Source organism: Mesorhizobium sp. ORM8.1, assembly GCF_053005525.2.
In genome coordinates, this window is record NZ_CM132600.1 from 2,798,527 (window position 1) to 2,811,712 (window position 13,186).

The 13,186-nt window shown below is 63.7% G+C and carries 9 protein-coding genes and 1 pseudogene; 3 read left to right on the forward strand and 7 right to left on the reverse strand.

The genetic code is table 11. The annotated features are described in order from the left end of the window. Positions 1-17 precede the first annotated feature (17 nt). The 3 genes and pseudogenes from ACVDG8_RS14250 to ACVDG8_RS14260 all read right to left on the reverse strand — a co-directional run bounded on the left by ACVDG8_RS14250 (position 18) and on the right by ACVDG8_RS14260 (position 2,135). The gene (locus ACVDG8_RS14250; protein ID WP_455707760.1) at positions 18-737 is read right to left on the reverse strand and encodes a glutamate ligase domain-containing protein; all 720 of its coding nucleotides are present in this window, start codon (positions 735-737) and stop codon (positions 18-20) included. 17 nt (positions 738-754) lie between these two features. Continuing rightward, positions 755-1,333 (reverse strand): annotated as a pseudogene (locus tag ACVDG8_RS14255) (Mur ligase family protein); the annotation flags it as partial. A gap of 55 nt (positions 1,334-1,388) precedes the next feature. Beyond that, positions 1,389-2,135 (reverse strand): SDR family oxidoreductase, encoded by a 747-nt coding sequence (locus tag ACVDG8_RS14260; RefSeq protein ID WP_447257350.1) that lies wholly within the window; start codon positions 2,133-2,135, stop codon positions 1,389-1,391. Positions 2,136-2,471: 336 nt separating this feature from the next. Between ACVDG8_RS14260 and zwf the strand changes: the two genes are divergently transcribed. The 3 genes from zwf (at position 2,472) to edd (ending at position 6,524) form a co-directional block, all read left to right on the forward strand. Beyond that, a complete protein-coding gene (gene zwf / locus ACVDG8_RS14265) occupies positions 2,472-3,941 on the forward strand; it encodes a glucose-6-phosphate dehydrogenase (RefSeq protein WP_447255218.1) in 1,470 nt (489 codons plus the stop codon). Then, positions 3,923-4,639: a 6-phosphogluconolactonase gene (pgl, locus tag ACVDG8_RS14270; RefSeq protein ID WP_447255219.1), complete on the forward strand. Its 717-nt coding sequence runs from the start codon at positions 3,923-3,925 to the stop codon at positions 4,637-4,639. The genes zwf and pgl overlap by 19 nt, the downstream gene beginning before the upstream one ends. A 61-nt stretch (positions 4,640-4,700) precedes the next feature. After that, positions 4,701-6,524, forward strand: a complete 1,824-nt coding sequence (gene edd / locus ACVDG8_RS14275; RefSeq protein WP_447255220.1) for a phosphogluconate dehydratase — start codon at positions 4,701-4,703, stop codon at positions 6,522-6,524. Between the two features lie 73 nt (positions 6,525-6,597). Here edd and ACVDG8_RS14280 read toward each other — a convergent pair whose 3' ends face one another. From ACVDG8_RS14280 to ACVDG8_RS14295, 4 genes are all read right to left on the reverse strand, one after another. Then, entirely contained in the window at positions 6,598-8,217 is a 1,620-nt protein-coding gene (locus tag ACVDG8_RS14280; RefSeq protein WP_455707838.1) for a vWA domain-containing protein, read from the reverse strand. 274 nt (positions 8,218-8,491) lie between these two features. Then, entirely contained in the window at positions 8,492-9,490 is a 999-nt protein-coding gene (locus tag ACVDG8_RS14285; protein ID WP_371011193.1) for a GlxA family transcriptional regulator, read from the reverse strand. A 17-nt stretch (positions 9,491-9,507) separates the two neighbouring features. Further along, positions 9,508-10,407, reverse strand: coding sequence for a bifunctional methylenetetrahydrofolate dehydrogenase/methenyltetrahydrofolate cyclohydrolase FolD (folD, locus tag ACVDG8_RS14290; RefSeq protein WP_447255222.1), 900 nt, complete (start codon positions 10,405-10,407; stop codon positions 9,508-9,510). Between the two features lie 231 nt (positions 10,408-10,638). Continuing rightward, complete coding sequence (locus ACVDG8_RS14295; protein WP_455707761.1) at positions 10,639-12,942, reverse strand: GumC family protein; 2,304 nt, start codon at positions 12,940-12,942, stop codon at positions 10,639-10,641. Between the last annotated feature and the right edge of the window lie 244 nt (positions 12,943-13,186).

Consider the following 13,186-nt stretch of genomic DNA (forward strand, 5'->3'; position numbering starts at 1 on the left):
CGGGACAATGACGGGCGTCAAAGCGACTGCCGGCCACCTAAGAGACGGCGAATAAACTGCCAGCGGCGGGCACGCCTTCGCTGACGGACGCGGGCCTTGTGCTGTTCGAACGGCACTTCGTACAACCCGCACGCGCGGCATCCCTCCTCCTTGCCGCACGCAGCCGCCCAGCATCTGACATCATGCGTCCAGGACAGCGCAACCCGTTCCAGATGTAGATTGGCCGAACTTTTGAGCAGAATGAGTTCTCCCGGCAAAGCCGTCTGCTTGATGAATTCCGACACATCCTTCACGCTTCTGATTTCTTGAAATCGGCCACTGTCGCGATCTGCTTCACTGGCCCTGGAACGGTGGGCATTGTCTCCAACATAGATGACCTGGTCGGCAGCCTCGCGTGCGGACTTATAGGCAGTGCCGTATTTTCGGCTGGAACCGGCGTAGTCCGAAATCTGGCCGAGGACGATGCGCTTTCGTCTGGCAGTGGCCTTTGACATCATCCCGATAGCAAGGTCGATCGAGTGCCAAGGCGCTTTTGCCGTATCGATGATGAATTCAGGGCCGGCCTCGGTAACGAACACCTCGCACCTGTTTTGCAAGGGCAAGAATGTTGCCAACCGCGAGGCCACGATTTCCGGTGGGACGCCGAGTTCGAGGGCCGAGGCAGTGGCCCCGCCAGCGGCAACCAGAAATAATCGGCGGGAAATGGAGCCTTCAGCGCAAGGGTATTTTGTTTCCAATGTATCTTGAACGTCAGCGGATCAGGATAACCGGCATAGACATCGCTGATGCGATAATCTGCTTCTTCCGACATTCCGAAAGTCACGACGCGGCACTTGGCGCCGGCCGCCATGGCTTTCACATAGGGATCGTCGGCATTGAGGATCGCAAGCCCGTTAGAGGGCAGAGCGTCAACCAGCAAGCGCTTTTCATCCGCAACATTCTCAATCGTCCTGAATTTGCCGACATGCTCCAGGCGGACCATGGTAACGACAGCGACATCCGGTCTCAACAATTCCGCCATTGGGCCTATCGAGTCCTTGCCCGCGCCAACCTCAGAGACGACGTAGTCGAAGTTGCCGCTGTTGATGCGTTTGCGGAGTGCGAAAACAAGCGCCATGATGGTGTTCGCGAGCACTTGCGAACAAACGGAGGCATGTCCAGCCAACAGATGCGCCAGCAGTGTTGAGGTGGTCGACTTGCCCGAGCTTCCGGTTACGCCGATGAAAGTAGCCCGGCTTTTAGCGCGGCCCCGCTTAGCAAGATACAACTTCACCCTATGCTTCGCATTCCGGCGAATCCTGCGCAGCTGCAATTTCAGGTTTACGCCAACCATTCCTCGCCCCCATCGACTTGTGCCTTCAGTCAAACAAGCTTGTTTCCGGCGCGCCTCAGATGCAGCGCCCGCCGTCGACCTCCAGTGCCACGCCGGTGATAAAGGCGGCTTCGTCCGAGGCCAGCCACAGCGCCGCGTTGGCAATGTCGAGCGGCGTCGAAAGCCGGCCAAGCGGGATCGAAGCGCGAAATCTTTCGCGGATTTCCGGCGTGTCGGCGCCCATGAATTTTTCCAGCATGCCGGTTTCGCCGGCGACCGGGCACAGGCAGTTGACGCGGATGTTCTTGGGCGCCAGCTCCACCGCCATCGACTTGGTGGCGGTGATCGCCCAGCCTTTCGAAGCATTATACCAGGTAAGCCCGGGCCGTGGCCGAAGCCCGGCCGTCGAGGCGGTGGTTAGGATGACGCCGCCGCCCTGCCGATCCATGATCGGCACGACAGCAAGGGCCGCGTGATAGATCGCCTTCATGTTGACGGCGGTGATCAGATCGAAAGTTGCCTCGTCGACGTCGAGCATGTCGCCATTGCGATGCGTATAGCCGGCATTGTTGACCATGATGTCGACGCGGCCGAAGGCGCTCTTGGCGGCATAGACCATCTCGTCGAACTCGGAGCGCAGCGAGACGTCGGTCTGCGTCCAGATCGCCTTGTCGCCGATCTCGCCGGCAACGCGCTCGGCGCCCTTGGCGTTGAGGTCGGCGACGACGACGCGCGCGCCCTCCTCGGCAAAGCGCCTCGCCATGCCTTCGCCAAAGCCCGACGCAGCACCCGTTATGATGGCGACCTTGTTTTCCAGACGCATGCTTTTCCCGCTCATTGGATATCCCGCAGTTTGAGACGACCGCCAAGCGGCTGCCTGACTTGGGCGGCTATGACGGCCCGGCGCGCGACAACAGCGGGCGCCCGGTGATTTCCCCTTAGCTTTCGTCACATTCGCGTTCTATGGTGCGGCCGCAAACGCTTCCGGAAGCCATCGCTTGCCGATAAACCTGCCGGCGGCGTGAGTGTCAACGACACATGTGGACCATGCAAGTGAAAGCGATTGGTCTTCACATGTGACACCATGGCACTGGAAAATTTAAATCGATTAGATTATACCAACCCCGCTGCCGGCGCACGGCATCAAATCGGACCGACCATGACCAGCCAGATCATCCCTGTCGACCCTTTCGACTTCATCATCTTCGGTGGCACCGGCGACCTGTCGGAACGCAAGCTCCTGCCCTCGCTCTACCACCGCCAGCGCGACCATCAGTTTTCCGAGCCGACCCGCATCATCGGCACGTCGCGCTCGAAGATGAGCGACGCCGAGTTCCAGGCTTTCGCCAGGCAGGCGATTTCCGACCACGTGAGGGCGGCCGATATCGACCAGAAGGAGCTGGACACCTTTCTGGCGCGACTCTCCTATGTGCCTGCCGACGCGACGACCGGCGCCGGCTTCGACAAATTGAAGAAGGCGATCGGCGACAGCGAGAGCGTCCGCGCCTTCTATCTCGCGGTGGCGCCGGCGCTGTTCGGCGACATTTCGCACCAGCTCAAGCAGCACAAGCTGATCACGCCGAACTCGCGCATCGTGCTGGAAAAGCCGATCGGCCGCGACCTCACGTCGGCGCGCGCGCTCAATGACGCGGTGGGCGACGATTTCGACGAAAGCCAGATCTTCCGCATCGACCACTATCTCGGCAAGGAGACGGTGCAGAACCTGATGGCGCTGCGTTTCGCCAATGCGCTTTATGAGCCGTTGTGGAATTCGGCCCATATCGACCATGTGCAGATCACGGTCGCCGAAACCGTCGGCCTGGAAGACCGCGTCACCTATTACGACAAGGCGGGCGCGCTGCGCGACATGGTGCAGAACCACATGCTGCAGCTGCTTTGCCTCGTCGCCATGGAAACACCGTCCTCGATGGACGCCGACGCCGTGCGCGACGAGAAGTTGAAGGTGCTCAGGGCACTGAAGCGCATCAACGGCAACGAGGCGCCGAAGCACACAGTGCGCGGCCAGTACCGCGCCGGCGCCTCGGCCGGTGGCGCTGTCAAAGGCTATGTCGAGGAACTCGGCAAGGACAGCACGACCGAGACTTTCGTCGCCATCAAGGCCGAGATCGGCAACTGGCGCTGGGCCGGGGTTCCCTTCTATCTGCGGACGGGCAAGCGGCTGGCGAGCCGGGTTTCGGAGATCGTCATCGAGTTCAAGCCGATCCCCTTTTCGATCTTCGACGACAGCGCCGGGCCGATCTTCGCCAACCAGCTGGTGATCCGGCTGCAGCCGGACGAAGGCGTCAAGCAGTTCATCATGATCAAGGATCCGGGCCCCGGCGGCATGCGGCTGCGCCAGATATCGCTGGACATGACCTTCGCGCAGTCCTTCGACGGGCGCGCGCCGGACGCCTATGAGCGGCTGATCATGGATGTGGTGCGCGGCAACCAGACGCTGTTCATGCGTCGCGACGAAGTCGAAGCGGCGTGGAAATGGATCGACCCGATCCAGAACGCCTGGGAAAGCGCAAGGCAGGAAGCGCAAGGCTATACGGCCGGCACCTGGGGGCCGTCGGCCTCGATTGCCTTGATCGAACGTGACGGACGGACATGGCACGAGAGCAATTGAGCGAGGCTCATTTCACCTGGAACGGCTTTGCCGACCGCCAGCAACTGGCGGCGGCGCTCGCCGGCCATGTTGCCGGCCGGCTGACCAAGGCCATTGCCGAGCGCGGAACCGGCATGCTCGCGGTCTCCGGCGGCACCACACCGGCGAAATTCTTTGCAGCCCTGTCGTCCATCCCGATTGCCTGGGACAAGGTGGTCGTGACCCTTGTCGACGAGCGTTTCGTGCCGCCGTCCTCGCCGCGTTCGAATGCCGGGCTGGTGATGGCCAACCTTTTGCAGAACAAGGCCGCGGCGGCGCGCTTCGTGCCGCTCTACCATGAAGCGGAAAGTATCGAAGACGCGGCCGCTGCCGACAGCAAAGAGCTGACAGCGCTGCCCTGGCCGCTCGACGTCGTCATCCTCGGCATGGGCGGCGACGGCCATACCGCCTCATTCTTCCCGGATGCAGGCAACCTTGACGCATTGCTCGATCCGTCCTCGCAGCGGATCGTAATGCCCGTGCATGCGGCGAGCGGCGGTGAGCCGCGGCTGACGCTGTCGATGGCGCGCATCGTGGCTGCCGGCTTTATCGCGGTCCATATCGAAGGCGAGGACAAGCGCACCGCGTTCGACGGCGCGATGGGGCCAGGCGCGAAAAAACCCATAAGCAAGGTGCTCGAGGCAGCGCCTATACCGGTCGAGGTGTTCTGGGCACCTTGATTTCAATGTGACTGTCCCGACGGCGCTGGGAGGACGCCTGCCGGGTTTGAGAGGACGGACCATGACAGCCAGACGCGATATCGAAGCCATCACGGAACGCATCCGCCAACGCTCGAAGGCCGGCCGCGAGACCTATCTCGGCCGCATCGCGGAGGCATCGGGGCGCATCGCCAACCGCGCGGTGCTGGGTTGCGGCAATCTTGCCCACGCCTTTGCCGTCTGCAGCCCGTCGGAAAAGATGGCACTCGGCGGCGACCGCATGCCCAACCTCGGCATCATCACCTCCTACAACGACATGCTGTCGGCGCATCAGCCTTTCGAGACGTTTCCGGCGCTGATCAAGGAGGCCGCGCGTGAGGCGGGCGGCATAGCTCAAGTCGCCGGCGGCGTGCCGGCGATGTGCGACGGCGTCACCCAGGGACAGCCGGGCATGGAGCTGTCGCTGTTTTCGCGCGACGTGATCGCCATGGCGGCCGCGGTCGGCCTGTCGCACAACATGTTCGACGCCGCGGTCTTCCTCGGCGTCTGCGACAAGATCGTGCCGGGACTGGTGATCGGCGCGCTGACCTTCGGCCATCTGCCGGCGGTGTTCATTCCGGCCGGGCCGATGACGACCGGCCTGCCGAATGACGAGAAGGCCAAGATCCGGCAGCTCTATGCCGAGGGTAAGGTCGGCCGCGCCGAACTGCTGGAGGCCGAGTCCAAATCCTATCACGGGCCGGGCACTTGCACCTTCTACGGCACCGCCAACTCCAACCAGATGCTGATGGAGATCATGGGCCTGCACACGCCCGGCGCGTCCTTCGTCAATCCGGGCACGCCGCTGCGCGATGCGCTGACGCGTGAGGCGACCAAGCGGGCGCTGGCGATCACCGCGCTCGGCAATGCCTATACGCCGGTCGGTCGCATGATCGACGAGCGCTCTTTCGTCAACGGCGTCGTCGGCCTGCATGCCACCGGCGGCTCGACCAATCACACCATCCACCTGATCGCCATGGCGGCCGCCGCCGGCATCGCGCTCACCTGGCAGGATATCTCCGACCTGTCGGAGGCCGTGCCGCTGTTGGCGCGCGTCTATCCGAACGGGCTTGCCGACGTGAACCATTTCCACGCCGCCGGCGGGCTCGGCTTCCTGATCCGCGAACTGCTCGACGAAGGCCTGCTGCATGAGGACGTGCAGACTGTCTGGGGTGAAGGCCTGCGGCCCTATGCGATCGAAGCGCGGCTTGGCGACGATGGCAGCGTGGCGCGCGAAGCTGCACCGCTCAAGAGCGGCGACGAGAAGGTACTGGCGCCGGTCAAGAAGGCATTCCAGCCGACCGGTGGCCTGAAGATGCTCGGCGGCAATCTCGGCCATGCCGTGATCAAGACCTCGGCCGTCAAGCCCGAACGCCGACTTATCGAGGCGCCGGCGAAGGTGTTCGATAGCCAGCAAGGACTGAATGATGCGTTCAAGGCGGGCCAGCTCACCGGCGATTTCGTTGCCGTCATCCGTTTCCAGGGTCCGAAAGCCAACGGCATGCCGGAGCTGCACAAGCTGACCACCGTGCTCGGCATCCTGCAGGATCGCGGCCAGCGCGTCGCGCTGGTGACCGATGGGCGCATGTCCGGCGCTTCCGGCAAGGTGCCGGCGGCGATCCATGTGACGCCGGAAGCGGTCGAGGAAGGGCCGATCGCCAGGATCCATGACGGCGACATCATCCGCCTCGACGCCGATGCCGGCACGCTCGAGGTGCTGGTGCCGGGAACGGAGTTCGCTCTGCGCCGCACGGCGGATGCCGATCTCATCGGCAACGAGTTCGGCTTCGGCCGCGAGCTTTTCGCCGGCTTCCGGCAACTGGTCGGCCGCGCCGACCACGGCGCCGCCGCCTTCGGTAACGCGTGACCTGATCCCTGACAACCTTCCAGCAAAAAGGGCGGCTCGAAGCCGCCCTTTTTCGTCTTTGTCCGACCGGATGCTACTGGACGGTGAGTTCGTTGCGCTCGCCGGGCTTGATGGTAAACGGCGTTTCCTTGTCGGCTTTGTCGCTGGTGAAGTTGGTCACCAACACATAGTCGCCGGCGGCAAGTGTGGTTTGCATCTTTTCGCCATAGGCGTAGGTCACCTCTTTGCGCTCGCCCTGGATGTTCTTCTTGGCTTCAAAGATCTTGAAGCCGTCAGCGCCTGGCGCATTGACGACCAGGGCGCCCGCGTTCAGCGTCACGTTGACATTGGTCATCTGCCCGACCTTGACGCTGAAAGGCTGTTCGGTGGACACCGCCTGGACATCGACGCCCATGACATAGTCGCCCGGCGGCAGGTCGAACTGGCTGTCGGCGCCGTAGGCGTAGGTCACCTGATCGCGCGTGCCGTCGAGCTTCTTGGCCGCCTTGTACACCTTCCAACCGACATCGGTTTCAGCCTTCTCTCCGCCCTGGGCGTAGAAGGCGTTGGCCTTGGCCTTGCCGACGCCGACGATCATGTCCTTGTCGACGATCTGGCCGGCGACAAGCTGCATGGTTTCGCTTACCTCGCCGGCTCCCAGCTTCACGATAACCTTGGTCTCGCCGGCAGGAACGACGAACTTGACCTCGCCATAGTTGGCGTCAGACGTGCCGCCGGGATAGGCGATGCTGATCTGCGCATTGCGGTCGACTTCGGCGCCCGGCGCCGGCCGGGCATGGATGGAGATCTCCGCGGCGTTCAGGTTGAGCGCCACCTCCGTCGCCTTGTCGGCCGTCAGTAAGACCTTCTGCTCGGCCTTGGCGCCGCCGCTGGTCGCGACGACGATGTAGTTGCCGGCGGGAATGTGGAACTTGATGGCGTTGTAACCGTAGTTGACATTGTCTCCACTGACACCCTTGGCATCGTCCTTGAAGACTTCATAGTAGACGTCGGTCTTCGGTACCTCGCCGCCCGCTTTCAAGAATGCTTGCGGGAGGAGATTGTAGTCGACCTCGGCTGCCTTCGGAGCGGGAGCTGGTGCCGGTTCAGGCGCTGGCGCCGGAGTCGGTGCTGGTGCCGGCGCGGCGACGGTTTCGACCAGAGCTTGCTGCAACGCCTTCTCGTCGGACGCCTGGATGTATTTGCCGCCGGTGTTGTCGGCGAGGCAGGCGATCTGCTTGCCCTCGTCGGCGGTCAGGCCAAAACCGACCACGTCGGCGGTGAAGTCGACGCCTGAGGCCTTCAGCTCCTTGCCGAGAGCGCAAGGGTCGCCGCCACAGGTTTCCAGACCGTCGGTGATCAGAACCACCGTGGCCTTGTCCTCGGTGTATTTCAGCGCCTCGGCGGCCTGCTTGACGGCGGCCGTCAGCGGCGTCTTGCCCAGGAATTTCATGCTGTCGGCGGCGGACGAAATCGCGCTCGCCGAGCCCGCCTGCGGCGGCACGATCAGCTCGATGTCGTCACAGCTGCCCTTGGTGCGATGGCCATAGGCCATGAAGCCGATCTCGTCATCGGCCGGCACCGACTGCAACACCGTACGCAAGGATTCGCGCGCGATTTCCAGCTTCGGCTTGCCGTCGATCTGGGCCCACATCGAGCCCGAAGCGTCGAGAATGATGATGACCTTGTTGGCCGCAAAGCCGAAGGTCGTCATCGACAAAAGCAAGGCCGCCGCAGCGACGCCCTTATCAGTCCCGCCATGGATATCTCCTGATTGATCCCTCGTCCGCGTCGCGGAAACTATTTTAGGCGGTCTTCCGAGACAAGCGGCAAAAGCCCAGGCGCCGGGCACCTGTGCCGGGACAAAGCTGCGCCTCGACGATTGACCGGTAATGCGGATCGCCGCGCAGGCTCCTGAACGCCAGATCGATGCGCACGTTCGGCGAGCATCGCCATGCGCACGGCACAGCGGCATCCTTCGGCAGCACTCAGTAGGTCGTGCGGCGCTCTTCCGAGGGCGGGCGGCCGAACTGCAGCCGGTAGCTCTGCGCGAAATAGGAATGCGAGGTGAAGCCGGTCGCGATCGCCACATCGAGGATCGGCATGTTGGTCTGGCGCAGCAATTCGCGCGCCCGCTCGAGCCTGAGCCGCATGTAGTAGCGGCCGGGCGTGACGGAGAGGTGGCGCAGGAACAGGCGCTCGACCTGGCGCACCGAAAGCCCGGCCGACTTGGCAAGCTGCACCGCCGACAGCGGCTCATCGAGATGGTCGGCCATCAGTTCGACGATGCGCCGCAGCTTCTCCGACTTGCCGGTGAGATCGCGCTCCGGCCCGACACGCTGGCGGTCGCCGGCCGAGCGGATGCGCTCGTGCTGGAACTGGTTGGCGACGCCATTGGCGAGATTGGAGCCGAAATCGCCGCGCACGATCTCCAGCATCAGGTCGATCGAGGTTGTGCCGCCGGCGCAGGTGTAGCGCTTGCGGTCGATCTCGAAGACGTTGCCGGTGCAGTTGATGTCGGGAAAGCGCTCCATGAAGCCGGCGCGGTTTTCCCAGTGGATGGTGCAGCGATAGCCGTCGAGCTGGCCGGCTTCGGCCAGCAGGTATGAGCCGACCGACAGCGCGCCGAGCGCATTGCCGCGCCGGCCCCAGCTGCGCAGCGCGGCCAGCACCTTGCTCTTGCCGGGGAACTCGATGGAGAGGCCTACTGAGACGAAGAGGATGTCGACGGGCGGCATGTCGGCAACGGAATAGTCGATCTTGAGCGGCAAGCCGTTGGAGGCCATGACCGCGTCGCCATCGGCCGAAATCGTCGTCCAGCCATAGAAATCGCGGCCGAGCAGACGATTGGCCGAGCGGAAGCAATCGATGGCAGCGGCCAACGAGAACATCGAGAACTTGTCGACCAGCAGGAAGCCGAACTGACGGCCGCCCTGAACGGGATCGTTCGTGATCGGCCGTTCGACGGAAGCGGTCAGGTTCGGCAATGAAAAGGCTTTCTCGGTCAGAAGGACGGCCGCTTCAACCCGGCCGCGAGGTAGGCGGAAGCTACAGTGTTCGCCATCAGCATGGCAATGGTCATCGGTCCGACACCGCCGGGTACGGGGGTGATGGCGCCGGCGGCCCTGGCCGCCTCGGCATAGGCGACGTCGCCGACCAGCCGCGACTTGCCCTCGCCTTTCTCGGGCGCCGGGATGCGGTTGATGCCGACATCGATGACGGTGGCGCCGGGCTTCACCCAATCGCCCTTGACCATTTCCGGGCGGCCGACGGCGGCGACCAGGATGTCGGCGGTGCGGGCAAGTGCTGGCAGATCCTTGGTGCGGCTGTGCGCGATGGTGACGGTGCAGTTGGCCGCAAGCAGAAGGTTGGCCATCGGCTTGCCGACGATGTTCGAACGGCCGACAACGACCGCGTTGAGGCCGGAAAGATCCTTGCCGCGCACGCGCTCGATCAGAAGCATCGAACCTGCCGGCGTGCACGGCACGAAGGCGGTCTCCAGCTCACCAGTGCCGAGCTTGCCGACATTGATGAAGTGGAAGCCGTCGACATCCTTCTCCGGCGCGATCGTCTGGATGACCTTGCCGGCATCGATATGGCCGGGAAGCGGCAGCTGCACCAGGATGCCGTTGATCGCCGGATCGGCATTGAGGTCGCCGATGATCTTCAAAAGCTGCTCTTGCGTGGTATCGGCCGGCAGCGTGTGCTGGAGCGAATGGAAGCCGCATTCCTTGGCGGTACGCGATTTCGAAGCGACATAGACCTGGCTTGCCGGGTCCTCGCCGACGATCACCACGGCGAGGCCGGGCTTCGTTGCGCCTCTGGCCACCAGCTCCGATGTCAGCGCCTTCACCTTCGAAACCACGTCCTCGGCGACGCTCTTTCCATCAATCACTTCGGCCATCACTATCCTCAGCTTCGTTTGAGGCCGCATCGATGCATGGCCTCGTTCTTCCGTCCGGCTATATCGACACGCCAAGGCAAGGCGCTGACGGCCGATCCGCAGCGCGGCATTTTCACGAAAATTCGACAAGGCAATCCCGCCAAAGCGTCGTCGGATGCCGTAAACCCGAAACCAGTCGCTTTTATCGAGCAGGGGAGCTTTAGAAATAGCGACGGCGGGTGCGGTTTTCGCTCAGATCGCGCACCGCCTGGCGGAATTCGCGCAGGCTGGCACGGATTTCGTCGATCTGGCTCTGCTGGTCGGCGGGCGCTTGGGGCGATACGGCCGTCGGGAACCGTGAGTACGCGTCGCCATGGGGATCGGGCGCCGCATCGTTCGGACGGTATCCTTGCGCGGGCGGCGGCTGAAAGCCAGGATGCACCGGGGCCTCGAATGTGAATAACGAGCCCCCTCGGTCGGCGCGCGCCAGGCGCTCTCGGGCGGGACGGAATCCGTGTCGAGCGCGCCCTCGGGCTCGCGCTGCACGAAATAGCGCAGCGACGAAGCCAGAGCTCCCAGAAGCCCAGGGCGGCGGTTCGTATCGTTTGACTGCGCCACGGATGGCGGGACAGACGGCGCTGGCGGCGGCATGGCCGACGATGCCGGTTGCGGGGCGACTGGCCGTGCCGGCGGCGGTGTGACGGGCTGTACGGGCGCCGGCTTGACCGCCGACGCCGGTGTAGCCGGTGGCGGCGCGGGCGGGGCAGCTTGACGGGACTTGTCCTCGAAGACAGTGGCTCGTCCTTCGCCGCCTCTGCGCGAGCGCGCATCAGCCGTCTCGCGCAGGCTGGCATAGATGCCCCGCAACCCGCCGAGGCCGATGCCGGCGAACAGGCCCGCAACCAGTCCGGCCAAAGCCTTCACGACGCGCGACGGTCCTTTGGCCTCAAGAGGCGGCTGAGCGGGCGAAAGCACGTTGATGTTGGCCGAGTTGACGTCCTTCTGCTCGCTGGTTTCCTTGGCGCGCAGCAGATATTGCTCATAGACCGAGCGCTTGGCGGCTGCCTCGCGCTCCAGCTCGCGCAGCGAAACAAGATTGTTGTTGACGTCGCCGCTCTGCACCTTGGCCCGCGCCAGGTTCGACGACAGATCCTGCTCGAGCTGGACGGAGCGTTTCAGTTCGACCTGCAGCGAGGCGGCAATACGCTGCAATTCGGCGCTGATGCGTTCGCGCGCGCCGGCGATTTGGGCGTTGAGCGCCTGAAGCTCCGGATGGCGCGGCCCGAACTTGATCGCCGCGCGGTCGGCCTCCTGCTTTAACGCCGCATATTGCGAGCGCAGCTCGCTCATCATGTTGGAGTTGATCTCTTCCGGCAGCGTGCCGTTGAGGATCGAGTTGACGTCCAGCGAGCGCGCCGATGCGGCGCGCGCGTTCAGCTCCAGTGTGTGGGCGCGCGTCACGGAAAGCTGCTCGTTGAGCTTCAGCATCTGATCGTCACTGATCAGGCGACCCTGCGCGTCGACGAGATCGTGCGTGGCCCTGAAGGTCTCGACGTTGCGCTCCGCCGTCTCGACGCCCTTGCGCAGCTCATCGAGCTTGGACGTCAGCGTGCTGGTCGCGCGTCCGGCCATGTCGGACTGGTATTGGCCGATCTCGCGCTGGAAGACGTCTCGCGTCCTGTTGGCGATCAGCGCCGACTTCTCGGCATTCTGCGTGGTGGCGCTGATGGAGATGACGAAGGTCTTGCCAGAGCGATCGACCGACAGGCTCTCGGCCAGATTGCCGACGGCCAGCGCCTGGCGGCGAACCTCGCCTCCACCGGCCGGCTCGTCATGTCGCGACAGCATCGAGCGTATGAAGGACATGACACCGAGGCCGCCGGAACCCTGGCCATTGAACTCCGGGTCATTGACGAGATTGAGCTCCTTGACGACCTCGTCGAGAACCTTGCCGGACGTGACCATCTTGATGCGGGTTTCAACGACGGCCAACGCCGCATCGGGTTGCCCAACCGATTGGGTAAGATCGCGGTCGGACAGCTTGAGGTCGCCGGGCTCGATGGTCAGCTCGGTGGTCGCCTCGTATTTCTTCGGCGCCGAGAGCGCTATCGCAATGCCGAGCGCGGCGCCCAGGATCGTCGTCGACAGGATCAGCGCCTTGGAGCGGGTAATGCCGCCGATCACCTGCATCGGATCGATCAGCGGTTTCCATTCCTGCGCGTTGGCATCCTCGCCGGCAGACGGCTGCCTTGCCGAGCGGGGCCCAAGGGCTGCTTGAGGCTGGCCCGAGGCATCGCCGGCGTCATTCCGTCCGGCGGGTGCGTAGCGATCCGTTCTTTGCCATTCGTTGTCGGCTCCGATCGTATCCGCAGCCGGTTCGGGCCGTGCGTTGCCAAAATCATTGGCATCAGCGGGTGGTGGATCTGTCCGGCCTTCGCGCTCGAAGCGCGCGGCGCGATGGCGTGCGGCGGCGTCCTCGCGCCACGAAGAATTGGCGCGCTCGCCGATCGGCACCGTATTGTCCTCGCCGCGCACGGCCTGGCCGAGTGCGAGCAAAGAGCGCTCACGCCTCCAATCCTCGCGGTTTTCCCTGTCGACCATTGTCCTGGAATTACTTTCTGGCGGCTTGGGAGCGGCGGTCGGCCAATCGTTAAGTCACGCTAAACAGGCATAGGAAACAAAAGGTTAATTTTTGCCGCCGCAGAGCACGGTTTCTGGCGCTGTTTGCAACGATTGCGCGATTCTCGACGGGTCGCCAGAACGTCACGTTAAACTTTCCGGCCTATCTGTCGGCCGTTAT